Genomic DNA, 22,049 nt, shown 5'->3' with positions numbered 1-22,049 from the left:
GCCTCGGGGACGAGGTGTTCGGGGATCAGTCCAGCCGGGCGGCGGCCCGCCCGGCGGCGCGGCCGCTGAACAGGCAACCGCCCAGGAAGGTTCCTTCCAGGGCCCGGTAGCCGTGGATGCCGCCGCCCCCGAACCCGGCCGCCTCGCCCGCGGCGAACAGTCCGGGAACCGGGCCGCCACCGTCCGACCCGAGAACCGCGGCGGACAGGTCCGTCTCCAGCCCGCCCAGGGTCTTGCGGGTGAGGATGTGCAACCGCACCGCGACCAGCGGACCGGCCGCCGGGTCGAGGATCTCGTGCGGTGTCACCACGCGCATCCGCCGGTCGCCGAAGTAGCGCAGCGCCCCCGCGGTCAGCGTGACCTGCGGGTCCTTGCCGAGCCCGGATCGCACCTGCTGATCGCGGCCGACGATCACCGCGTGCAGGGCGTCCGCGTCGATCAGGTCGTCACCGGTCAGCGCGTTCATCTTCGCGGCCAGTTCACCGACCGTGGGTGCGGTCAGGAAGTCCACGCCTCGGTCCAGGAACGCCTGCACCGACGGAGTGATCTTGCCGCCGGCCCGTTCGGTCAGCAGCTTCTTGACCGACTTCCCGGTGAGGTCGCCGTTCTGCTCCGAGCCGGACAGCCCGAACTCCGGCCCGACGGTGCGCAAGCTGGTGACGAACCAGGAGTAGGGATGTCCGGTGGAGGTGATGTGACGAACCGTGCCGAGCGCGTCGAACCCTGGGAACAGGGGAGTGGGCAGCCGGGTGCCGGTGGCGTCGAGCCAGAGCGGACTGGGCCCGGACAGGACGCGGATGCCGTGGGCCGTCCACACCGGGGTGTGGTTGACGATCCCCTCGGGGTAGTGCCACATCCGGTCCTCGTTGATCAGGCGACCGCCGGCTGCGGCGGCGACCCCGAGCATGAGCCCGTCGGTGGAGTCCGGGACGCCGGAGATCATCGATGACGGGGGCGCACCGAACCCAGTGGGCCAGTTCCGCCGGACCAGATCGTGGTTGGCGCCGATGCCGCCGGAGGTGACGATCACCGACCCGGCCGAGAAGGCGAACTCGCCGACCACCTGGCGGGAGGACCTCTCGCCGCGGGCCACGTCGGACGGGGCGAGGATCTCACCCGCCACCCCGGTGACGCGGCGGCCGAAGGTCGTCAGCCGGGTGACCCGATGGCGGAACAGCAAGGTGATCTTCCCGGCGTGCACGTGGTCCATGACGCGGCGGACGAACGGGGTCAGGACGCCCGGCCCGGTGCCCCAGCTGATGTGGAACCGCGGAACCGAGTTGCCGTGTCCACCGGCCTGGTAACCGCCGCGCTCGGCCCACTGGACCACCGGGAACAACGAGATGCCCTGCCGGCGGAGCCACGACCGCTTCTCCCCGGCGGCGAAGTCCACGTAGGCCTTGGCCCACTCACGCGGCCAGTGGTCCTCCGCCCGGTCGAACCCGGCCGACCCCATCCAGTCGGCCAGGGCCAGGTCGGCCGAATCCTTGATCCCGAGCCGGCGCTGCTCGGGGCTGTCGACCAGGAACAGTCCGCCGAACGACCACCACGCCTGTCCGCCGATCGACGCGGCCGGCTCCTGGTCCAGCAGGTACACCCGCCGCCCGGCGTCAGCGGCCTCGGCCGCCGCGACCAGACCGGACAGGCCGGCCCCGATGACCAGAACCTCGGTGTCCCTCACGGGCGGCTGTGCGCGGACGGGCTCGTCGCACCGTCGGCCTGGCACCGCGTGCGTCCCTCGCTGCCCTGCTCTTTCATACGAGCACACTGCCACAGGCCCACACTCCCGGCCACTATGCTGCGGCGGTGCCGACTGCTGCGGAGATGGCCGGCTCCGACCGGGTGACGCCGGATGCCTCTGCCGCGTCGTGGTATCGACGGCCGTGGGCGCGGACCTGGGGGCTCGGGGCCTTCGTCTTTCTCGTCCACACCTTCAGCCCGACGCCGCAGTCCGCCGATTCGCGGCTGTCGACGATCACCGCCTGGCAGTTCTTCCACCATTTCAACCTGCACCTCGACGGCTACCGCGTGGTGGCCGAGCTGACCTATCGCCGTGACCTGGTCAGCGTGGGCGGGCACCTGGTGCCCTTCTACCCGTGGCCGACCATGCTGTTGGCGGCGCCGGCCGACTTCCTGTCGGCGCTGTTCGGGCGGTCCCCGGCCTCGTTGTCCATCTCCGATCCGAGCCAGGTGTGGCTGGTCGAGGTGCCGACGGCGAGCCTGATCGTGGCCGTGACGACCGTCCTGCTCCGCAAGGTCGTCCTGGGCAGTGACCGTCCGTGGGCTACGCCGAAGGTCGCGCTGACCGTCGCGCTGGTGTTCGCGTTCGCCTCAAGTGCCTGGTCGATCGCGTCCCGGGCGCTGTGGCAGCAGACCGCGTCGATGCTGTTCCTGGTCTGCGCCCTGCTGGCCGTCCAGCGGTTGCACCGGTCGTGGAAGTACGGTGCCGCCCTCGGATTGTTCCTGGGGTTGGCCGCGATCTCGCGGCCGACCGATGTCGTCGTGGTGGTGTTGATCGGCGGCTGGTTGCTGGTGACCCGGCGGAACCGGGTGGTCCCGGCCGCCGCCGCCCTGCTGGTCGTCGCGGCCGTGTTCGTCGCCTTCTCCTACACGCAGTACCGGGCCGTGCTGCCGCCGTACTACCTGGCCAGCAACCTCTCCGGGACCGTGGAATACGGCTTCTGGGAGAGCATCGGGGTCAACCTGATCTCACCGTCGCGGGGCATGGTGTTCTTCGACCCGGTGTTGCTGTTCGCCGGTGCCGGCCTGTGGTGGATGTGGCGTCGACGCGCCCTGACCGGCTTCGACGTGGTGCTCGGGCTCTCGTTCGTCGGGCAGCTGCTGGTGGTGTCCAAGTACGGCTCGTCCGGAGGATCGACGTACGGCCCGCGTCTGATGATCGACGTCCTGCCGTTCCTGATGGTGCTGTCGGCGCCGGTGCTGGGGTTGTTGTTCCGCCCGCGGACGCCCGGTACCCCCGAACCGGCCCACCGGGGCCGGGTCGTGCCCGTGCTGATCGTCCTCGTGCTGGCCTGGAGCCTGTTCGTCAACGCGACCGGCGGGCTGCTGCGCTCCGCCTATTGCTGGAGTGCAACCCCGACGCCGCTGTCGGCGTCACCACACCGCGTGTGGGACTGGTCGGACCCGCAGTTCTTCCGGCCCTACCGGGACCTGGCGAACGGCATGAGCCTGCACCAGGTGGCGCTGGGATCGTGCCGCACCACGCAGGCGTCCTGACCCGACGACGCCGGAGTCACAGGCGTCCGGCGTCGATGATGCGGCGCAGGAATCGTTGGGTGCGCGGATCGACCGGGTCGGCCAGCACCTGCTCGGGCGGTCCTGATTCGGCGACCCCGCCGTCGGCCAGGAAAACCACCTCGTCGGCTACCTGACGGGCGAAGCCCATCTCGTGGGTGGCCACCAGCATGGTCATGCCCTCCGACTTCAGCTCGGTCAGCAGGCCGAGCACCTCGCCGACCAGCTCCGGGTCGAGGGCGCTGGTGACCTCGTCGAACAGCATCAGCAGGGGCCGGTTGACCAGGGCCCGGGCGATCGCCACCCGCTGCTGCTGGCCGCCGGACAGGTTGTCCGGCCTGGCCTTCGCCTTCTCGGCCAGGCCGACCCGGTCCAGCATGGCCATCGCGTCGGCCTCGGCCCGGCCGCGGTCGATGCCGTGCACCACCCGGGAGGCGAGGGTGACGTTGTCGAGCACGCTCATGTGCGGGAACAGGTTGAACGACTGGAAGACGATCCCGACCCGGGTGCGGATGTCGTCGGCGCGGGCCCGCGGGTCGGTGATGTCGACCCCGCCCAGCCGGATGATCCCGTCGTCGACCGTCTCCAGCAGGTTGAGGCAGCGCAACAGCGTCGACTTCCCGGAACCGGACGCTCCGATCAGCACCACGCACTGGTGCGGCGCCACCGACAGCGACAGGTCACGCAGGATGACGTGCTCGCCGTAGGACTTCCGCAGGTGCTCGATCTGCAGGAGGTCCGGCTCGGGTCCGGTCGGCCGGGGCGGCTCGGAGGACCGGTACGGCTCGGAGGGCTGATTCATACCGTCGCTCCCGCGGTCGTCCAGCCCTGTCGGCGGGCGAAGGCGTCGGTGAACCTCGTCATGGGAATGGTGAGCAGCAGGAACAACAGACCGGCGACCACGTACGGCGTGTAGTTGTACGTCGTCTTGGCGTCGATGTCGGCCTGCAGTACCGCGTCGTAGTACGGCGTGCCGAGGGCGGCGATCAACGCCGTGTCCTTCTGCAGCGACACCAGGTCGTTGAGGAGCGGCGGCATCACCCGGCGGAAGGCCTGCGGAATGACGACGTGACGCATGGTCTTGGCGTGCGAGAGGCCGAGCGACCGGGCCGCCGCCCGCTGCGAGGGATGAACCGATTCCATCCCGGCCCGCAGTACCTCCGCGTTGTAGGCGGTGTAGGTCAGGATCAGCCCGGCAGCGCCCCAGATCAACGTGTTGTTCGGCAGCCAGCTGATGCGCAGGGCCGGAACGCCGAAACCCAGCAGGTACAGCACCAGCAGCAGCGGCAGCCCACGGAAGATATCGGTGTAGATCGTGGCGGCCGCGCGGACCGGGAAGAAGACCGGACCTCGCAGCGACCGGGCGACGGCCAGCACCATGGCCAGGACCAGGATGATCACCTCGCAGACCACCATCAGCCGGACGTTCAGCCAGAGACCCTTGGCGATGTCCGGCAACACCTGCCAGCCGTACTTCAGGTCCAGGAACGACGCCTTGAACCGCGGCCACCCCTGCGTGTTGACGACCGCCACGGCGACCACCGCGATCAGCACGACCGTCGACGTGGCGGCGATCAGGGTCGATCGCCGGCTGCGCGAGCGGCGGTAGGCCAGGCGCTCCTGCTGGATCTTGGACGGCGCCCAGCCGTCCGCCGAGGTCACGCGGACTACTTGAGGACGGGTGCGCCGGCGTTGGCCAGCCAGGTCGTCTGCAGCTTGGTCAGGGTGCCGTCGGCGCGCAGAGCGTCGACCGCCTTGCTCGCGCACGCGGTCAGCGGCGAGCCCTTGTCCAGGAGCAGACCGAACTGGTCCGGCTTGCCGCTGCCGGAGGGCAGCTGTCCGACGATCACGCCGTTGTCGAGCTGCGCCGAGGCCATGTAGAAGGCGGTCGGGGTGTCGACCACGATCCCGTCGACCTGTCCGTTCTTGAGCTGGGCGACCGCGGCGTCGTTGGTCGGGAAGATGGTCGCCTTCGACGACGGGGCGATGACCCCGTTGAGTGCGTCCAGACTGGTGGTGCCGATCTGTGCGCCCAGTTTCGCGCCCTTGAGGTCGGCGACGGACTTGGCGGAGGCGATCTTCGAACCCTTGACCGTGACCACCGCCTGCGTCACGTCGTAGTAGCTGGTCGAGAAGTCGACCGCCTTGGCCCGCTCGGCGGTGATGGTGAACTCGTTGATGTCGAAGTCGAAGTTCTTCGGGGCCGGCGAGATCGCCGCGTTGAATGACTCCTTGACCCATTTCACCTGGGCCTTGGTGTACCCGAGTTTGGTGGCCACGGCGTAGGCGACCGCGGATTCGAAGCCCTTGCCATTGCTCGGGTCGTTGCCCGAGAACCACGGGTCGTAGGCCGGGTTGTCGGTGGCGATGGTCAGCGTGCCGCCGGCGACGGTCTTCAGGTCGGCCGGGGTGCATCCGGTCAGGCTGACCGAACCCGCGCCGGACGAAGCAACCGAGGACGCCGGTTGCGACGAACCGGTGGCGCCGACCGCGGACGGGGCGGCCGCCGAGGATCCGGCCGACGAGGCGGCGGAGCTGCTCACCGCGGCGGCGGCCGGGGCCGACGCGACGGCCGAGCCGGAGGTCGCGGACGCCCCGGTCGAACCACTGGACGACGACCCGCAGGCCGAAACGGTCAGTGCGGTGGCCGCAGCCAGGGCGACCACAAGGGTCAGAGGACGACGGACGGACATCGAGGGCTCCACTGGTTCGGGGCGATCAGCCGGGCGACGACGAGCGATCGCGCAGCAGGACCAGCCGAGCATACGGACCTGCGCCGACCCGGACGGAATGGTCGACCCGTGCTGTGGTCCACCACTCAGTCCCACCCCGATGCCGCGCGGCGCACCATTCGCGACCCGCTGCGCGCGGCATTGTCGCCCGGCTGTGTCACGATTCCGGATATGACGGGATCCAAGGGCGAGCATGTGATCGAACACTTGGAGGCGCAGCGCCGTTTCCGGCTGTCCGTCGACGGGGCGGAGGCCGCGGTGCTCGACTATCTGGAACGGCCCGGCGTCAGGGACGTCACCCACACGTACGCCGACCCCCGATTTCGCGGTACCGGGGCAGCATCCGAGCTGGTCCAGCGCGTCTTCGACGACACCAGGGCCCGCGGTCTGAAGATCGTCCCGAGCTGCCCGTACATCCCGGTGTGGGTGTCCCGGCACCCGGACGAGAAGGATCTGATCGCCCGATGACCGATCTCGACGCCCACCGTCCTCCTTCGGAGGAGGCCGACCCTGCTCCGGAGCAGACCGGCGGGTTGGCGGCCGAACGCGACCGGTTGGTCGCCGAGAACGCCGCCCTGCACCAGGCCCTGCGAGCGCTGCAGCAGGTCGACGGCGACGTGGTGTCCGATCAGGACGATGTGGTGTCCGATCAGGAGGCGGCCGAGGACGCGGCCGCCGCGGCCGGCGATCCGGTCGCCGCGCGGGCCGTCATCCAGCGGCGTCGGCTGGCCGGGCTGGGTACCGCGCTGTCGACCATGACCACTCGGATGATGGCGGAGCGCGCGGCCCGGGCCGCGCAGGTCGCCGAGGCCGAGGCTGCGGCCAACCGGCGCGCCGCCGATCAGGTGGCGGATGACGAGCGGGCCGCCCAGCACACGTTCCACCCGTTCCGGGTCGGCTTCTTCGGTGGGTTGGGTCTGCTGTTGGCCTACGTCACCTACCTGTCGCTCGACACCCTCCGCGCCACGCTGATCGTCATCGCGGTGGCCTTCCTGCTCGCCATCGGCCTCGACCCGGCCGTTTCGGCGCTGGTACGACGCGGCCTCAAGCGCGGGTGGGCGGTGACGATCGTCTTCCTGGGGCTGGTCGCGGCGCTGGGCGGGGCCATCTATGCGATCGTTCCGCCGATCGTCACCGAGCTGGCGACATTCGTGAAGAGCGTCCCGACCCTGATCACCAATCTCCAGAACAACGCCAGCGTCAAGAGCCTGGACGAGAAGTTCGGCATCCTGGACGCCATCAAGAAGTCCAACTTCGTGTCGACCATCGGCGGGGGAGCGGCGGGCAGCATCGTGTCCGCCGGCGTCACCGTCGCCTCGGTGGCCGCCGACCTGCTGGTGGTCCTGGTGTTGTCGCTGTTCTTCCTCGCCGGATTCCCGAAGATCAAGCTGGCCGCCTACCGCCTGGCCCCGGCCAGCCGCCGCACCCGGGTCAGCGACCTCGGCGACAAGATCTTCAAGCAGATGGGCGGCTACCTGGTTGGGGCCACACTGGTGGCCATCCAGGCCGGCCTGGTCGCCGGTGTGTTCGCCGCGATCGTGGGTCTGCCCTACCCGTGGGCCATCGCTCTGGGCGCGGCCGTGCTGGACTTCGTGCCGGTGGTCGGACCCATCATCGTGGGCGTGTCGATGACCCTGCTCGGGTTCACCCAGTCGATCACGGTGGGCATCGTGGCCGCGGCGTTCTACCTGACCCAGCACCTGTTCGAGGCCTACTGGCTGTACCCGCGGGTGATGCGCCGCCAGGTCGATATCTCGACCGGCGCGGTGGTGGTCGCCCTGCTCGTCGGCGGCGCCCTGCTCGGTGTCACCGGAGCGGTGCTGGCCGTGCCGGTCGCCGCGGCCGTCCAGCTGATCGTGCGCGAGGTCGTCATGCCGATGCAGGAACGGAACTGACGGCAGCGCCTTCACGCCGGCGGTTCGGTCGGGGCCGGCCCGCACTTGCCGGTCCGTGTCACAGAACGCGGAGCTGCGTCGTCGATATGGGCAGGGCCACGTCGTCGAACGAAAGCAGGGCAGTGAACATGCGAGTTGCGGTAGCCGGCGGGACCGGCCTGCTGGGTCGGAAAGTGGTGGGTGCGTTGCAGGACGCCGGTCACGGCAGCGTCGTCCTGGCCCGGTCGGCGGGGGTGGACATCACCACCGGCCAGGGTCTGGACGAGGCCCTGGCCGGTGTGGACACTCTGATCGACGTCAGCAACGTGACCACGATCGGGAGAGCGAAGTCGGTGCGGTTCTTCACCTCGGCATCGCGGCACCTGTTGGACTCGGGCCGCCGAGCCGGGGTCCGACACCACGTCGCGCTGTCGATCGTCGGGGTCGACCGGGTCGATTTCGGTTACTACCAGGGCAAACGGGCCCAGGAGGAATTGGTGTTGGGCTCCGGCGCGCCGGTGAGCGTGCTCCGGGCCACCCAGTTCCACGAGTTCGCCGGGCAGTTTCTGGATCGCGGACGCGGACCGGCGCTGGTCCCGCGGATGCGGTCGCAGCCGATCGCCGCGGCTGAGGTGGCGCAAGCCCTGGTCGAGCTGGCGGCCGGTGAGCCGGTGGGCCGCACACCGGACCTGGCCGGACCGCGGGTAGAGGACATGATCGCGATGGTGAGGGCGGTGAACGCCCACCGGGGGCGACCCCGCTTCATACTGCCGATCCGATTCCCGGGCCGGGCCGGGACCGCGATGGCGGGCGACGGCCTGCTCCCGCTGCAGGACGGCCCCCGTGGACGACAGACCTTCACGCAGTGGCTCGGAGAGCAGTTCCCGGTCGGCTCGGGCCGATGACGAGGTCGGACGACCTGGCCGCCGACTTCGACGAGGCCCGGCCCCGCCTGATCAGGATCGCCTATGCGGTGCTCGGCAGCCGGGCCGAGGCGCAGGACGTGGTCTCCGATTGCTGGTCGAGATTGGCCGCGGCCGACGCGCGGGACCCGGTGCTCGACGTCGAGGCCTGGGCGACGGTGGCCGTGGCTCGGCTGGCGTTGGATGCCCTGCGGTCGGCCCGGCTGCGCCGTGAGACGTACGTCGGCTCGTGGCTGCCGGAGCCGCTGGTGGCCGCCGACGCCGACCCCGCCGACCGGGTGACGTTGGACGAGTCGATCAGCTACGCCCTGCTGGTCGTGCTGGAGACGCTCAGCCCGGCCGAGCGCATCGCGTGGGTTCTGCACGACCTGTTCGGCATGCCGTTCGCCGAGGTCGCCTCCACCGTGGGCCGTACCCCGGCGGCGGTCCGTCAGTTGGCCGTGCGGGCCAGGGCCCACGTCGCGGCCAGGGCGCCGCGGGTCGAGGTGGACCGGGCCGAGCACGACGCCGCCGTGGCCGCCTTCGCCGGCGCCGCGGCCGGTGGCGACCTCGCCGCGTTGCTCACGGTCCTGGACCCGGACGTGGTGCTGACCAGCGACGGCGGCGGCGTGGTCAGCTCGGCGCGACGCCCGGTGCACGGAGCTGACCATGTGGGCCGCTTCGTGCTGGGCATCCTGCGCAAGGCCGGCCCGGGGCAATGGGTCCGGCCGAGCCTGGTCAACGGTCTGCCCGGCTTCGTCTTCATGGACGGAGACCGGGTCGACACCGTCGCCTCCCTGACGGTCCGGGACGGCCGGATCGTCCGGCTCGACCTGGTGCGCAGTCCGGACAAACTGCCGACGCTGTGACGATCGCGGCGCGGGCCCGGTCGAGAAGTCAGTGCGTGCGCCAGGCGTAGGCGTAGGGCTGCGGGAACTGGGTGATGCGGAACGCCCGGATGACGATCCGGGCCTCGCCGGCCGGCATGTTGTCCCAGACGACCTGCTCGACGTTGTTGGACCGATCGAAGTTCTTGCTGGTGCCGCAGTTGCCGTGGCGTTCGGCGCCGTCGGCGGCGATGACGATCAGGTCGAGATCGTTCTGCAACTGCGGGCCGGGCGGATCCGTCCAGACCAGGGTGATCTTCAGCGACGAGCCGAGGGCGGCCGGGGCGACGTCAGCTGCTTTCTTGTGCTGGTGACCCTCCCCGATGGTGATCGGGAAGCTGTCCTCCTCGCCCTGCTTCAACGGGCCGCCCTCGCCGAACCCGGCGTCGGCGTTCGGGCCCGGGATGATAACCGAACCGGCCAGGTCGACGCGGCCCCAGCCGGAAGCGTTGTTCGGCGATGCGCCGGCCTCGGTCGGGCTGTACTGGCCGGGCAGCTCCACCGCGCCGTTGATCAGGAGGGCCTTGACCAGGGCGGCGCTCGGGGTCGGGTTGCCGTTCTTGACCAGGGTCTGCCGGAGCACGGCCGCGCAACCGGCCACGAGCGGGGTAGCCATCGAGGTACCGGCCTCGAAGAAGTACAGCGGGTCGGTGGACGTGCCGAAGTCCGAGGACATCGGAGCGTTGCGGGACAGTGTGGACAGGATCGAGGTGCCGGGGGCGACCACGTCCGGTTTGATCCGGCCCTCCTGGGTCGGGCCGCGGTCGGAGAACGCGGCCATGCCGTCCTTGTTGTTGGCCCACAGGTCAGGGTTGATCGGCGCTACTGGCCACGCGCTCGAATTCCAGCTGCCGTAGGTGATCTCGATGTCAGGACGGAGGCTCTCGCTGGCCCCGACGGTGATGCAGTTCTTCGCCGCGCCTTCCCCGCCGACCAGCTTCTCGTCGATCACGCCGTCCTTGTCCCGGTCGACGCCGTGGTTGCCGGCGGCGTAGAGGATCACCTGGTCCGGGTGGGTCCAGACGAAGTCGTCGATCTCGCGGCAACTCGCGTCGTAGGCGACGCTCGGCGTCACCGGGCCCCAGGAGTTGGTGTGCACCCGGGCGCCGTCGTCGTAGGTCGGCTGGAACAGCTGGTGCAGGTCGGCCGGGATGCCGCCGAGCCCGTCGGACGAGTCGAGCAGGCTCTGCAGGATGAGGTGCGCGGCCGGAGCGGTGCCCTGGATGGCGCCGCCCATGGTGGGGGAGTTGCCGTCGCCGAGCACCGAGCCGGCCACGTGGGTGCCGTGCCCGTTCGGATCGTCGGTGAGCCCGGGACGGCCCAACGCGTACAGCTTCTCCACCCGTCCGGTGAACGCCGGGTGCACGTCGGTGGTGTCGCCCTTGTCGAACCCGGTGTCGGCCACCGCCACCAGTTCACCGTCGCCGTCGTAGTTCGTACCGTTGATCACCACCGTCGCGTCCAGGATGCCCCGGGCGACGTTGTTGAACAGCGTGCGTTTCGGTATCGGGTGGATCTCCCGGATCTCGTCGAACCGAGCCAGATCCGGCAGGCGGCCGGACGTGGTCGGGAGGCGGAGTTTGTGGGGAGTGACGACCACCTCGTCGGCCGGCACCCCGGCCGCCTGGGCCACGTCGCTGACCAGTTCGGGCGTGGGATCGACGCCCGGGTGCAGCAGGAGTTCGACCTGTTCGTCCCGACCGTCCACCCCGGGGGCCAGCTCGGCCAGGGCGCGGACATCGGAACGACCGGTGCCGTCCGGCAGCAGTGCCGGCGCGATCTTGAACACCCGCAGGTACACGTCGGCCCAGGTGACGAAGTCGAGGTCGCGGATCCGGGTGAGATCGGTGCCTGGATAGTCGGCCAGGTAGGTGTTCTCCGAGACGTATTCCCGGATCTGCACGCCGAGATCGGCCAGGGCGGCCTTCTGGCTCGGGTCCAGCGGGGCGTCGGTCTGGATCAGGATGTGGTCGGATTCGGCCGCGTCCACCGCCTCGAGTCCGGCGGTACGCAGCTCCTGAGCCTGCTGCGCCGGATCCACGGTGATGCCGTTGATGCTGATGACAGCCATGACGAAGTCCTCCTCTTGGTCGCGGATCGGGGAACTGCCGGTGCTCTACCCACTGGAGAGAGTGACCTGCCGGTGGTTGATAACGGCCGAACGGGTGAGTCGGTGCGTCGGGGGTGTCGATGATCGACGGGGGTCGGCCCGCGAAGCGGAGGCGCGATTCCGCCCGGAACACCTCACACCGGCGACCGTCCGCACTCCAGGTGTGCGGCCTGTCCGGTCATCCGTTCCAGCGCGCGGCGCGTCAGCTCGGGCCGTGCGTGATCGACTCCGAACCGAGCCGCGTGCAGCGCCCCGAACGACTGCCGCCGGATGACGCGGTCGGACACCCCCGCCGTGACACCGCCGGCCCGTGCGTAGGCGGCCAGCAGGTCGGCGCCGAACGCCGGACCGAACGCGTGCCGTGGATCGACGAAGTCGGAGGCCGGATCATCCCAACCGGAGTCGGTCCAATCGATCAGTCCGACCAGGGCGCCGGCGTCGTCGATCATCGTGTGCCCTGGGTGGACATCGCCGTGGGTCAATCTCGGTTCGAAGGCCCAGAGGGTGTCGTCATCGATCCAGGACTGCCAGTAGGCCGACAGGACAGCCGGGACCGGCAGGTCGGCCGACCTGCGCAGCAGCCGGTCGGTGACCGTGCGGAGGTCCCCGGCCGTCGCGGCCGGCAGGCCGGGCGGGGTCAGCCGGTGCAGCACGGCCAGGGTGCGGCCCAGGCTGCCGGCGTAGACCGCGGGCGGGGGCAGCGCGATGCGGAAGTCGAAGTCGCCGTCCCCCAGGGGTTCCTCGGCGGCCGGGAACCCGGGCAACTCGGGGTAGCCGATGACCAGCTGCGGGCCGACCCTGGCGTGTACCTGCCAATCCGGTACGGCCACCGGGAGGGCACCACCGAGCAGGTCGAGCAGTGTCCGCTCGCGGGCCAGATCGGGCAGCACCTCGGCGCGCCGCGGGAACCGGAAGATCCATCGCTCTCCGGAGGCCGCCACGGCCCGCAGAATCCGGGAATCCCAACCGGTTTCGATCACCTCGACACCGCGCAGCCGCAACTGCGGAGCGGCCCGGCGAGCCAGGTCGGTCCAGGGCCGGACGGTTGGGGTCATGAAGGCTGCGTCCTGGGGAGTAGAACGGACCTTGATCATTCACCGTCGTAGACCGGGAGCGCATGTGTCCGCTTGGAAGACCGAGGGTATAGCGAATCTGACTGGCCGTCGCATGGTGGTGACGGGAGCCAACACCGGTCTCGGGTTCGCCAGCGCATCGACCTTCGCCCGAGCCGGGGCGGAGGTGGTGCTGGCCGTCCGGAACGCCGACAAGGGCCGGGCGGCGGCGGAGAAGATCCGCATCGACAGTCCGGGGGCGTCGGTGCGGGTGGGCCTCCTGGACCTGGCCGACCTGGCCTCGGTGCGGAAGTTCGGCGAGGCGGAGGCCGGTCGGGGACCGATCGACGTGCTGATGAACAACGCCGGGGTGATGCTCGTCCCGCGTCGGGAGTTCACCGTGGACGGGTTCGAGATGCACATGGGCGTCAACCATCTCGGACACGTGGCGTTGACCGCGCTGCTGCTGCCGGCCCTCGTCGCCGCGCCGGCCGGCCGGGTCGTCTCGCTGTCGTCCACCGCGCACCGGGTGGCGCACCGGCTCGACCCCGGCCTCAACCGGACCGGCCAGTACGCGCCCATGCGGGCCTACGGGCAGTCCAAGCTGGCGACCCTGTTGTTCGGGCTCGAACTGGACCGGCGGCTCCGGGCGGCCGGATCCACGGTCACCTCGGTGATCGCCCATCCCGGCTGGTCGGCCACCGAACTGATGGCCCGGGACGACCACCCGGGTCTGATGACGGCGTTCTCCCGTAAGGCGACGGCGATCATGGGCTCCAGTGCCACCGAGGGGGCTCGATCCCAGATCGCCGCGGCCGTCGACCGGTCGATCCCGGGCGGGTCGTTCATCGGCCCGGCGCTCGGGCTGCGCGGACGGCCGCACCGGTCGTCGATGAACTCAGCCGCTTCCGACCCGATCTCGGCGGCCTGGTTGTGGGACGTGTCGAACGAGTTGACCGGCGCGGATTTCGGCTTGCCGGCCGCCCGCTGACGGTCGGCCACCCGCTGCGGTGGATCACCCGTGGTCGGTCGGCGGGTCGAGGCGATACGTCGTGGTCATCCGGCCACCGCTGTTGGTGGCCGGATGACCCTGACGTCGGCCGTCTTGATCAGCGCTGGTCGATCAGTAGTCCCGGTCAGCCGATTTCACGCGGTCGGGCGCGTTCTTGCCGGGTGGCCGGCGGAGGATGATCACGGCCGCGATGGCGATGACCACGGCCGCCACGATCAGTCCGATCCAGACCCAGGCCGACAGCCGTGATTTCGTCGTCTCGGGAGTGACCACCGCCGACGACGTCGGCGCCCCACTGGTCACCGCGGCCGTCGCACGTGACGCCGCCGCACTTCCCGACGCCGCACTTCCCGACGTCGCACTTCCCGACGTCGCACCCGAACCGGTCACCGGGGTGGCCCCGGCGGCCAGGGTGAAGTGCACCTCACCGGTGACGGGATGCCCGTCGGCCGAGACGATCCGGTAGGACGCGATGTACGCCCCGGCGGGTCCGCTGGTCACCGATCCGGACACCGTGCTGCCGTCGACCCGGGCTGTCCCGGACTCGTAGTGCTTGCCATCCGGCCCGATCAAGGCGATCACCGGATCGAAGTTCTGCACCGGTTGGTCGAATACGAAGGTGACCGTCGACGGCGCCGCCTTCAGCGTGGAACCGTCGGCCGGTGTGCTCGAGATCAGCACGTCGTGGGCCGAGGCCGAACCGGCGACGGCGACGGAGAGTCCCACCGCCAGCACCAGGCCGGCCAGCAGACGGATCAGGGCCCGCCGGGCGATCGTCACGACGTCAACCGTGCCCGACGCAGGGCGACCGCTGCGACCAGCAGGCCGAAGGCGCCCACAATGATCCCGGCGACGCCGAGCACCCGGGCCGACGTGTCGTCGGTGCCGGGGATGGCCGCGGCCGTCACGGTGGGAACGGCAGCGCTTGTCACCGCAGCCGCAGCCGCGGTCGTGGCGGCCGAGACGATCAATACCGGCGCCGGCTTCTCCGGTTCCACCCCAGACGCCGGGGTGGGTTGGTCCCATGTGACGACGCTGCCGTCGCTGTAGGTCTGGGTGGCGGCGAAGGCCATCGAGGCGACCTTCGGAACCGGGCCGACCGATACGTCGAACTCGGCGAACTGCCCGAGGGCGATCCGTCCGGAGGCATCAGCGGTCCAGGTGATGCTGCTGACCGCCTGGGTGATGTCGGCGTTGTCGTCGTCGGAGACCGGGGTGGTCAGTTTCGTGGTGGTGGCCACCGCGGTCCACCCCGGCTCCTTCTTCACCGACACGGAGGCGAAGGGATGGTCCATCGGGAAGTTGATGGTGAACTTCACCGTCTGGGCCTTGGCCGACTCGTTGGGCACGCGGAACGTGAGCTTGGTGTAGCTGCCGGCCACGGCGGTGTTGGGATTCACCGAGACGTGGGCCGATGCGATCCCGGCGCCGAGCGTGAGGCCGAGAGCGGTCAGGGTGGAGACGACCAGCATCCGGCTGGGTCGTGAGAACGACATGTGGGTGTCCTTGCGGGTTGTTCGGTAGACGACGCTCGCGGGCGCGGACGTCGTGAAGTCGCAGCTACCGAACGGTCGGTGGCCCCCGCCGTGGGCTCACCGACAGCAGAGCGCCCGCCGGGCGGCGGGCCGGAACGTCGGCCGAGCGGGCCGTCCACAGCGGGCGGCCGGCGGCCAGGGCCGGTGCCCTCAGGGTGACGGCCCGGCGGAGAGCCCGGAACAGTCCGAAGAGCGCTGCATCGCCGGTGGCCAGGACGACGGCGGACAAGGCGGCGGCGACGGCGTGGAACACCAGCATGCGGGCCGGATCGTCCGGGAGGAAGGAGTGGCCCGCCATCGAGTGGACGTCGAGGGTGAACAGCAGATGGAACGCCAGCTGGGCCGCCACCATGACGCCCAAGATCGAGGAGAACGACCGCTGCCGCTGGGTCAGGCCGGTGACCAGGGCGCCGATCGAGCCGGCACCGATGACCAGGATGGCCGGATCGGGCGCTCCGCCTCCGCCGACCATGTGTCCGAAGGCCGCGATCTGCGTCGCGACCAGGGCGAACGCCGCCGAGCGGAGCAGCCTCCAGCGCAGCGAGGTCGGGACGGTCACCACCCGAGGATAACGTCACCGCGTCGGCTCACTCGGTGCGCGCGGGCCAGGTGTCGGTGGCGTGCGGGCTCAGCCCCGGTGGCCGACCAGGTACGTCATCAGGTCGGCCTCGATCTGGTTGAGTTCCTTGCTGACCGCGGCCAGCGTGCCGCGACGGCGGGCGGGGGGCATGGACGCCGCCGTCTGGACAGCCGTGTTCAGATCGGCCAGCCGTGCCTTGGCGACGTCGGCGAACCGGACGATCTGCAGGTCGGTGGTCCGTCGGCGGCGCAGTTCGTCGATCGAGGTGCGCAGGCCGGCGATGCGGGCTCCGGCCGGGCCGGTCGGGCCACGGTAGGCCGCCACCTCGTCGGCCGTCACGCCCAACCGAATGGCGCGACGCTCGTCGATGAAACCGCGGGTGCTGGTCGCCGCCTTCAAGGCGAACGGAGCGACGATCGGGCCGGCGATCTTGGCCACGGCCAGGGCCCGCCGCGCGGTCTTCGGGTCGGTCAGGGTGCCGATGATGCTCTTCGGTGCCACCTTCTCGGCCGATTTCGCTGCCTTGCGCTCGGCCTTCTCCGCCTTGCGGGCAACCTTCTTCTCTGCCTTGGCGAGATCCTTGCCGCCGGTGGAGCTCTTCTTTCCGAACATCACGTGGCTCCTCTTCGTCCCGGTCATCAACGAGTGCACCGGGCGGTCGTGCCCAGGTCGGTGTGTGATCAGCGTAGGTCCTACCGCGAATCCGGCCCGACGGTACCTGTGTGACCGGGCCCCGGCCGGCCGCCGCGGACCGGCTGTCCGGGGCTGACGGTGCAACGCCCTACCCTGGAACGGATGACTCTCGCCGGTTCGAGTGCCACCGGGCCGGCAGACCTGCGGCCCGGTCCGCCCGCGACGCCTTCCACCTCCGTCCGGCTCGGTCCGGCGGCCGCCGGGAGATGCCGCCGGCGAGTCCATCTGGACGCCGATCCGGACGCGCCACGGGCCGAACGGTCGGCCGTCGACGACGGACTCAAGTTGCGACTGACCGACGGGGCCAACCATCGGTCGGCCGTGCTGTCCCGGTTCGCCGCGCAGTTCGTCGTCGACGGGCAGCCGGCACCGTGGGACCCGGCCGGTGCCGAGCGGCCGCTGGTCGTCTTCGAGCCGTCGCTGCGGAGTTCGACCCGGTTCGGGACGCCCGATCTGCTGCTCTGGGCCGGCGACGGCTACCAGCCCTTGATCATCCGGTCGCACCGGACCTGTGATCCGGGAGCCGGTGCCCTGACCTCGCCGATCCACCGACCGCTGGAACCCGCGGTCGACCCCACCCGCAAGGCGCGGGCGCATGCCGCAGATGCCCTGGCCCTCGCGCACCACTACCGGCTGCTGGTCGACCTCGGGTTGGCCAGTGCCACGGCCCGGGGGGCCGTCGTCGGGTCGGGTGGTCCCGGTGCGGGTGACGCCGGTGTCCTGCTCTGGCATCAGCTGGATCTGCCGGGCGGTTCCGTGCTGGCCGACTACGACCGCCGGTTCGCCGACCGGTTGGCCGTCGCCGGCGCGGCCGCCGCCGGTCGCCCGGCGCTGGCGCTGGCGTCCCGGATCGGTGAGTGCCGGCGGTGTTCGTGGTGGCCGGTGTGCTCGGCCGATCTGTTGGCCGCTCGCGACATCTCGCTCGTCGCCGCCGGCGGTGACGTCGACGTGCTGCACCAGGCCGGCGTCCGCACGGTCGACGACCTGGCACGCCTGGATCCGGCCATCGCCGCGGGCCTGCCGCTGACCGGTGCCGCTCCCGGCACCGCCCGTGTCCGGGCCCGGGCCTGGCTGGCCGGACTGCCGTTGGTGCGCAAGGTGCGCGAGGTCAGCGTGCGCCGGGCCGACCTCGAGTTGGATGTCGACATGGAGTCCTTCCTGGAGGACGGTGCGTATCTGTGGGGTACGTACCTGACCGGGCCGGGCGTCGAGACCCTCGGGCTGGAGCCCGGCTACCGCGGGTTCGTCAGCTGGAACCCGTTGCCGGACCGCGACGAGGGCCGGGCCTTCGCCGAGTTCTGGAGCTACCTGACCCGGTTGCGATCCCTCGCCGCGGCGAACGGCCTGACCTTCGCCGCGTACTGCTACTCGCGGTCGGCCGAGGAACGGTGGTTGCGCTCGACGCCGATCCGGTATCCCGATGTTCCGGGTATGCCGAGGGTGGCCGAGATCTCGGCGTTCTGTGCCTCGGACCAGTGGATCGACATCTACCAGGAGATCCGGGACCAGTTCATCGTCCCCGGGTCGATGAAGCTGAAGGCGCTCGCGCCGCTCGCCGGATTCCACTGGCGTGACCCCGAGCCGGGTGGGGAGAACTCGATGGCCTGGTACCGCGAGGCGGTCGGGACGCGCTCGGTTCCGTCCGACGGGCCGGTCGATCCGGTCGACCGGGCGATGGCGACCCGGATCCTGCAGTACAACGAGGACGACGTGCTGGCTACGCTCGCGCTGCGTCGATGGATGACGGACCGGTCGACGGACGTCCCGACCGCCGCCGAACTGGACGCCGACGAATAGCTCAGCCGGTCGGCGACTCGAGAGGAAACCGCTGTGGAATACACCAAACTCGGTTCGACCGGGCTGGATGTCTCGCGAATCTGCTTGGGCTGCATGAGCTACGGCGAGCCGGGCCGGGGCAATCACGCCTGGACCCTGTCGGAGCCGGAGAGCCGGCCGTTCCTGAAAGCGGCGCTGGACGCCGGGATCAACTTCTTCGACACGGCGAACGTGTACTCCGACGGATCCAGCGAGGAGATCGTCGGCCGCGGCCTGGCCGAGTTCGGGAACCGCGACGAACTCGTCATCGCCACCAAGGTGCACGGCCGGATGGCGCCCGGGCCGAACGGTGCCGGACTGTCCCGCAAGGCGATCATGTCGGCCATCGACGCCAGCCTGACCCGCCTCGGCACCGACTACGTCGACCTGTACCAGATCCACCGCTGGGATCCGTCGGTGCCGATCGAGGAGACGCTGGAGGCGCTGCACGATGTGGTGAAGGCCGGCAAGGCCAGGTATCTCGGCGCCTCCTCGATGTTCGCCTGGCAGTTCAGCCAGGCCCTGTACACGGCCGATGCGAACGGCTGGACGCGGTTCGTCTCCATGCAGGACCACTACAACCTGCTCAACCGTGAGGAGGAACGGGAGATGCACGCGCTGTGTCTGGACCAGGGGATCGGCGTGATCCCGTGGAGCCCGCTCGCGCGCGGCAAGCTGACCCGTCCGTGGGAGACGTCGACGTCGCGCTCGGAGACCGACCTCTTCGGCCGGACCCTCTACGACACGGCCTCTTCCGACCGGGTCATCGTGGAGCGCGTGGCCGAGATCGCGGCCGAGCGCGGGTTGTCGCGGGCCCAGGTCGCCCTGGCCTGGATGCTGGCCAAGCCGGCCGTCTCGGCGCCCATCGTCGGGGCGACGAAGATCCAGCACCTCACCGATGCGGTTGCCGCGGTGGATGTCTCATTGTCCGACGACGAGATCGCCCGCCTCGAGGAGCCGTACGTCCCGCATGCCGTGGCCGGCTTCTGACCTTTGGCGCCGGTCCCGGCCGAACCTGAGCCGTCCGATCCTCTTCGGTTGGTTCGGCCGGGCGGCTCAGCGAGGCGGCATCCGCAGGGCCCCGTCGAGCCGGATGACCTCGCCGTTCAAGTAGTCCTGGGCGGCGATCGACGCGACCAGCGCGGCGTACTCGTCCGGCCGGCCGAACCGGGCCGGGAACGGGACGTTGGCCACCAGGGCCTCGCGGAACTCGTCGGTCACGGCGGCCATCATCGGGGTGTCGAGCACACCGGGCGCGATGGTCATGACGCGGATGCCGTACTGGGCGAGGTCCCGGGCCGCGGGCAGCGTCATCGCCGCGACCCCACCTTTCGAGGCTGCGTAGGCGATCTGCCCGATCTGGCCGTCGAAGGCGGCCACCGACGCGGTGTTCACGATCAGCCCGCGGCTGCCGGCATCGTCGTACGGTTCGGTTGCCGCGATGCCCTCGGCGGCCAGTCGCAGCACGTTGAACGTGCCGATCAGGTTGATCGTGATCACTCGGCTGAAGGCCTCCAGGTCGTGCACCCCCTTGCGGGAGAGGATCCGCGCGCCGGCGACGATGCCGGCGCAGTTGACCGCCATCCGCAACGGACCGGCCTCGGTGGCCGCCGCCACCGCCGCCGCCACGTCATCGGGTTCCCGGACGTCACCGCTGATCGGGGTGAGGCCCGCCGGCGGTTGCCCGGCCCGTTCCCACCCGGCGGCCAGGTCGATCCCGACGACGCGCGCCCCACCGTCGAGAAGAGCCTGCGCGGTGGCCGCGCCCAAGCCGGATGCCGCCCCGGTCACGATGGCCGAAATCCCGTTGATCTGCATGGTCCGCAGGCTAGCGCCCCGGACCCGCGCGGGCTCCTGACGGCTCAGTCGTGCCGCGTCATCGCGGTCCGCACGTAGCTGTGCAGGACAGACCGGGCGCGGGCCGGGGACAGGCGTGAACCGGGCAGGTAGGCCTGGACGACCAGGCCGTCGAGCAGGGCGATGAACTCGACCGCCTCGCCGGCCGGGTCCTTGACCACCAGTGAGCCGTCGGCCCGGCCGCGACGGAGGATGTCGGCGGTGAGCTGGTGCAGGTCGCGGTAGACCCGCGACTGCCACGAGGCGTACTGGGGGTAGTGCGCGGCCAGCGCCCAGAAGTCGAGCCACAGCTTCCAGTGCTCGTGGGTGCGGACATCGGAGGCGAGCAGGCCGTCCACCAACACTCCGAGACCGGCCAGCCCGGTCGGCGCCGACGCCGCGCGGGACCAGATCTCGGCCGAGTACTGCTCCATCTCGTTCTCCAGGACGCCGGCCAGCACCTCCTCCATGGACGAGAAGTGATAGGTCACGGTGCCCACGGCGACCTCGCCGGCCGCCGCCACGTCACGGACGGTGGTGGCGTGCAATCCCCGCTCGGCGATCACGCCCCGGGCCGCGGCCAGCAGCATGCCGCGCCGGACCTCGGGCGGCAGCCGCTTGCGCGGGGCGTCCGACCCCATGTCGCCTCCTGATGAGCGTGTGACGCCGTGATGGTGTGACGGACAGCGCTGGTGACGAATCCGCCACTCGCTGATACCCTGAGACTAATCGTACAGCTGCCCGATTAACAGGAGTCAAGCCGTGTACCTGCTCCGCAAGCCGATTCTTGCCCTGTCGGCCAGTTCATCCGTCCGCAAGTTGATCACCCGCCTGCCGCTCACCCGCGACGTGGTCAACCGGTTCGTGGCCGGCGAGACCACCGCGGATGCCGTCCGGGCCGTCCGTGACCTGCGGGCCAAGGGGCTGCAGGTGACCATGGACCACCTCGGCGAGGACACCACGGACACCGCGCAGGCCGACGCCACGGTCGCCGCCTACCTGGAACTGATCGCGGCGCTCGGCGAGGCCGGCCTGGCCGACGGGGCCGAGATGTCGGTCAAGCTCTCGGCCGTCGGACAGGCGTTGACCGGCACCGACGGCCACGCCTACGCGTTGGCCAGTGCCCGGAAGATCGCCGATGCGGCGTACGCGGCCGGGGCCCGGATGAACCTCGACATCGAGGACCACACCACCATCGACTCCACCCTGCAGATCCTCAAGGAACTCCGTACCGACCACCCGGACGTCGGGGTCGCGATCCAGGCCATGCTGCGTCGCAGCGAGCAGGATCTCGTCCAACTGACCGGCCCCGGGTCGCGGGTCCGGCTGGTCAAGGGTGCCTACAACGAACCGGCCGAGGTCGCATTCCAGACCCCGGCCGAGGTCGACCTGGCCTACGTCCGCGGTTTGAAGACGCTGATGGCCGGTGACGGATACGTGATGGTCGGCAGTCACGACCCGCGCATGATCAAGATCGCCGCTGCCCTGGCCGAGGAGAACGGCCGTGGTACCGACACCTACGAACACCAGATGCTGTTCGGCATCCGTGCCGACGAGCAACTCAAGCTCCGCGCCGAGGGCAAGACCTTCCGGGTCTACGTCCCGTACGGATCCGACTGGTACGGGTACTTCACCCGTCGGCTCGCCGAACGCCCGGCCAACCTGCTGTTCTTCCTGCGGGCCATGCTGACCCGCTCCTGAGCCGAGCGTCCGCCGGTGGCCGCCGCAACGACTGACCGGCCGGACGCGCTCACCCCACGCCTCAC

At 70.5% G+C, this 22,049-nt stretch carries 21 protein-coding genes; 9 read left to right on the top strand and 12 right to left on the bottom strand.

What is annotated here, in order from left to right; all coding sequences use genetic code 11:
* Positions 1 to 25: 25 nt before the first annotated feature.
* The gene (locus tag BLS97_RS06175; RefSeq protein ID WP_090475143.1) at positions 26 to 1,681 is read right to left on the bottom strand and encodes an FAD-binding dehydrogenase; all 1,656 of its coding nucleotides are present in this window, start codon (positions 1,679 to 1,681) and stop codon (positions 26 to 28) included.
* A gap of 125 nt (positions 1,682 to 1,806) precedes the next feature.
* Between BLS97_RS06175 and BLS97_RS06170 the strand changes: the two genes are divergently transcribed.
* Positions 1,807 to 3,237: a hypothetical protein gene (locus tag BLS97_RS06170; protein WP_157695228.1), complete on the top strand. Its 1,431-nt coding sequence runs from the start codon at positions 1,807 to 1,809 to the stop codon at positions 3,235 to 3,237.
* Between the two features lie 16 nt (positions 3,238 to 3,253).
* On the opposite strand, the gene BLS97_RS06165 is transcribed toward BLS97_RS06170, so the two are convergent.
* Genes BLS97_RS06165 through BLS97_RS06155 form a run of 3 tightly spaced genes read right to left on the bottom strand, consistent with a single transcriptional unit; the run spans position 3,254 to position 5,948 of the window.
* Entirely contained in the window at positions 3,254 to 4,057 is an 804-nt protein-coding gene (locus tag BLS97_RS06165) for an amino acid ABC transporter ATP-binding protein (RefSeq protein WP_090475140.1), read from the bottom strand.
* Positions 4,054 to 4,917: an amino acid ABC transporter permease gene (locus tag BLS97_RS06160; protein ID WP_197676433.1), complete on the bottom strand. Its 864-nt coding sequence runs from the start codon at positions 4,915 to 4,917 to the stop codon at positions 4,054 to 4,056. The genes BLS97_RS06165 and BLS97_RS06160 overlap by 4 nt, the downstream gene beginning before the upstream one ends.
* A 5-nt stretch (positions 4,918 to 4,922) precedes the next feature.
* Positions 4,923 to 5,948 carry an ABC transporter substrate-binding protein gene (locus BLS97_RS06155; protein ID WP_090475138.1) on the bottom strand — a complete coding sequence of 342 codons (1,026 nt, stop codon included), beginning with the start codon at positions 5,946 to 5,948 and terminating at the stop codon, positions 4,923 to 4,925.
* 210 nt (positions 5,949 to 6,158) lie between these two features.
* Between BLS97_RS06155 and BLS97_RS06150 the strand changes: the two genes are divergently transcribed.
* The 4 genes from BLS97_RS06150 (at position 6,159) to sigJ (ending at position 9,632) form a co-directional block, all read left to right on the top strand.
* Positions 6,159 to 6,455 (top strand): GNAT family N-acetyltransferase, encoded by a 297-nt coding sequence (locus BLS97_RS06150; protein ID WP_090475136.1) that lies wholly within the window; start codon positions 6,159 to 6,161, stop codon positions 6,453 to 6,455.
* Complete coding sequence (locus BLS97_RS06145) at positions 6,452 to 7,882, top strand: AI-2E family transporter (protein WP_090475135.1); 1,431 nt, start codon at positions 6,452 to 6,454, stop codon at positions 7,880 to 7,882. Before BLS97_RS06150 ends, BLS97_RS06145 begins: the two co-directional genes overlap by 4 nt.
* Positions 7,883 to 8,010: 128 nt before the next feature.
* A complete protein-coding gene (locus tag BLS97_RS06140; RefSeq protein ID WP_090475133.1) occupies positions 8,011 to 8,766 on the top strand; it encodes an SDR family oxidoreductase in 756 nt (251 codons plus the stop codon).
* Entirely contained in the window at positions 8,763 to 9,632 is an 870-nt protein-coding gene (gene sigJ / locus BLS97_RS06135) for an RNA polymerase sigma factor SigJ (protein WP_090475130.1), read from the top strand. Before BLS97_RS06140 ends, sigJ begins: the two co-directional genes overlap by 4 nt.
* Positions 9,633 to 9,660: 28 nt before the next feature.
* Here the strand turns inward: sigJ and BLS97_RS06130 are convergent, their stop codons facing one another.
* Both BLS97_RS06130 and BLS97_RS06125 read right to left on the bottom strand, forming a co-directional pair.
* The gene (locus BLS97_RS06130) at positions 9,661 to 11,721 is read right to left on the bottom strand and encodes a S8 family serine peptidase (protein ID WP_090475129.1); all 2,061 of its coding nucleotides are present in this window, start codon (positions 11,719 to 11,721) and stop codon (positions 9,661 to 9,663) included.
* A 173-nt stretch (positions 11,722 to 11,894) separates the two neighbouring features.
* Positions 11,895 to 12,815, bottom strand: coding sequence for a phosphotransferase (locus BLS97_RS06125; RefSeq protein ID WP_157695227.1), 921 nt, complete (start codon positions 12,813 to 12,815; stop codon positions 11,895 to 11,897).
* Between BLS97_RS06125 and BLS97_RS06120 the strand changes: the two genes are divergently transcribed.
* Positions 12,814 to 13,803, top strand: coding sequence for an oxidoreductase (locus BLS97_RS06120; RefSeq protein ID WP_090475126.1), 990 nt, complete (start codon positions 12,814 to 12,816; stop codon positions 13,801 to 13,803). The two genes, BLS97_RS06125 and BLS97_RS06120, sit on opposite strands and share 2 nt — an antisense overlap.
* A 132-nt stretch (positions 13,804 to 13,935) precedes the next feature.
* Here BLS97_RS06120 and BLS97_RS06115 read toward each other — a convergent pair whose 3' ends face one another.
* From BLS97_RS06115 to BLS97_RS06100, 4 genes are all read right to left on the bottom strand, one after another.
* On the bottom strand, positions 13,936 to 14,604 hold the full coding sequence (locus BLS97_RS06115; RefSeq protein ID WP_090475125.1) for a copper resistance CopC family protein: 669 nt from the start codon (positions 14,602 to 14,604) through the stop codon (positions 13,936 to 13,938).
* Entirely contained in the window at positions 14,601 to 15,320 is a 720-nt protein-coding gene (locus BLS97_RS06110; protein ID WP_090475123.1) for a YcnI family copper-binding membrane protein, read from the bottom strand. The genes BLS97_RS06115 and BLS97_RS06110 overlap by 4 nt, the downstream gene beginning before the upstream one ends.
* A 64-nt stretch (positions 15,321 to 15,384) precedes the next feature.
* The gene (locus BLS97_RS06105) at positions 15,385 to 15,918 is read right to left on the bottom strand and encodes a hypothetical protein (RefSeq protein ID WP_157695226.1); all 534 of its coding nucleotides are present in this window, start codon (positions 15,916 to 15,918) and stop codon (positions 15,385 to 15,387) included.
* 69 nt (positions 15,919 to 15,987) lie between these two features.
* Positions 15,988 to 16,551: a DUF6474 family protein gene (locus tag BLS97_RS06100; RefSeq protein ID WP_157695225.1), complete on the bottom strand. Its 564-nt coding sequence runs from the start codon at positions 16,549 to 16,551 to the stop codon at positions 15,988 to 15,990.
* Between the two features lie 183 nt (positions 16,552 to 16,734).
* Here BLS97_RS06100 and BLS97_RS06095 point away from each other — a divergent pair, with 183 nt between their 5' ends.
* Together BLS97_RS06095 and BLS97_RS06090 are read left to right on the top strand one after the other, a co-directional pair.
* Positions 16,735 to 18,429, top strand: a complete 1,695-nt coding sequence (locus BLS97_RS06095) for a TM0106 family RecB-like putative nuclease (RefSeq protein WP_090475117.1) — start codon at positions 16,735 to 16,737, stop codon at positions 18,427 to 18,429.
* 33 nt (positions 18,430 to 18,462) lie between these two features.
* On the top strand, positions 18,463 to 19,437 hold the full coding sequence (locus tag BLS97_RS06090; RefSeq protein ID WP_090475115.1) for an aldo/keto reductase: 975 nt from the start codon (positions 18,463 to 18,465) through the stop codon (positions 19,435 to 19,437).
* A gap of 66 nt (positions 19,438 to 19,503) precedes the next feature.
* Here the strand turns inward: BLS97_RS06090 and BLS97_RS06085 are convergent, their stop codons facing one another.
* Entirely contained in the window at positions 19,504 to 20,265 is a 762-nt protein-coding gene (locus tag BLS97_RS06085; RefSeq protein WP_090475113.1) for an SDR family NAD(P)-dependent oxidoreductase, read from the bottom strand.
* Between the two features lie 44 nt (positions 20,266 to 20,309).
* The gene (locus BLS97_RS06080) at positions 20,310 to 20,924 is read right to left on the bottom strand and encodes a TetR/AcrR family transcriptional regulator (RefSeq protein WP_090475112.1); all 615 of its coding nucleotides are present in this window, start codon (positions 20,922 to 20,924) and stop codon (positions 20,310 to 20,312) included.
* A 127-nt stretch (positions 20,925 to 21,051) separates the two neighbouring features.
* Between BLS97_RS06080 and BLS97_RS06075 the strand changes: the two genes are divergently transcribed.
* A complete protein-coding gene (locus BLS97_RS06075; RefSeq protein WP_090481479.1) occupies positions 21,052 to 21,984 on the top strand; it encodes a proline dehydrogenase family protein in 933 nt (310 codons plus the stop codon).
* Positions 21,985 to 22,049: the final 65 nt, after the last annotated feature.

The sequence above is a fragment of the Nakamurella panacisegetis genome, assembly GCF_900104535.1.
GTDB classification, from domain to species: domain Bacteria; phylum Actinomycetota; class Actinomycetes; order Mycobacteriales; family Nakamurellaceae; genus Nakamurella; species Nakamurella panacisegetis.
Note: the sequence above shows the minus strand (reverse complement) of the source record. Positions and strands in the feature narration are given on the sequence as shown.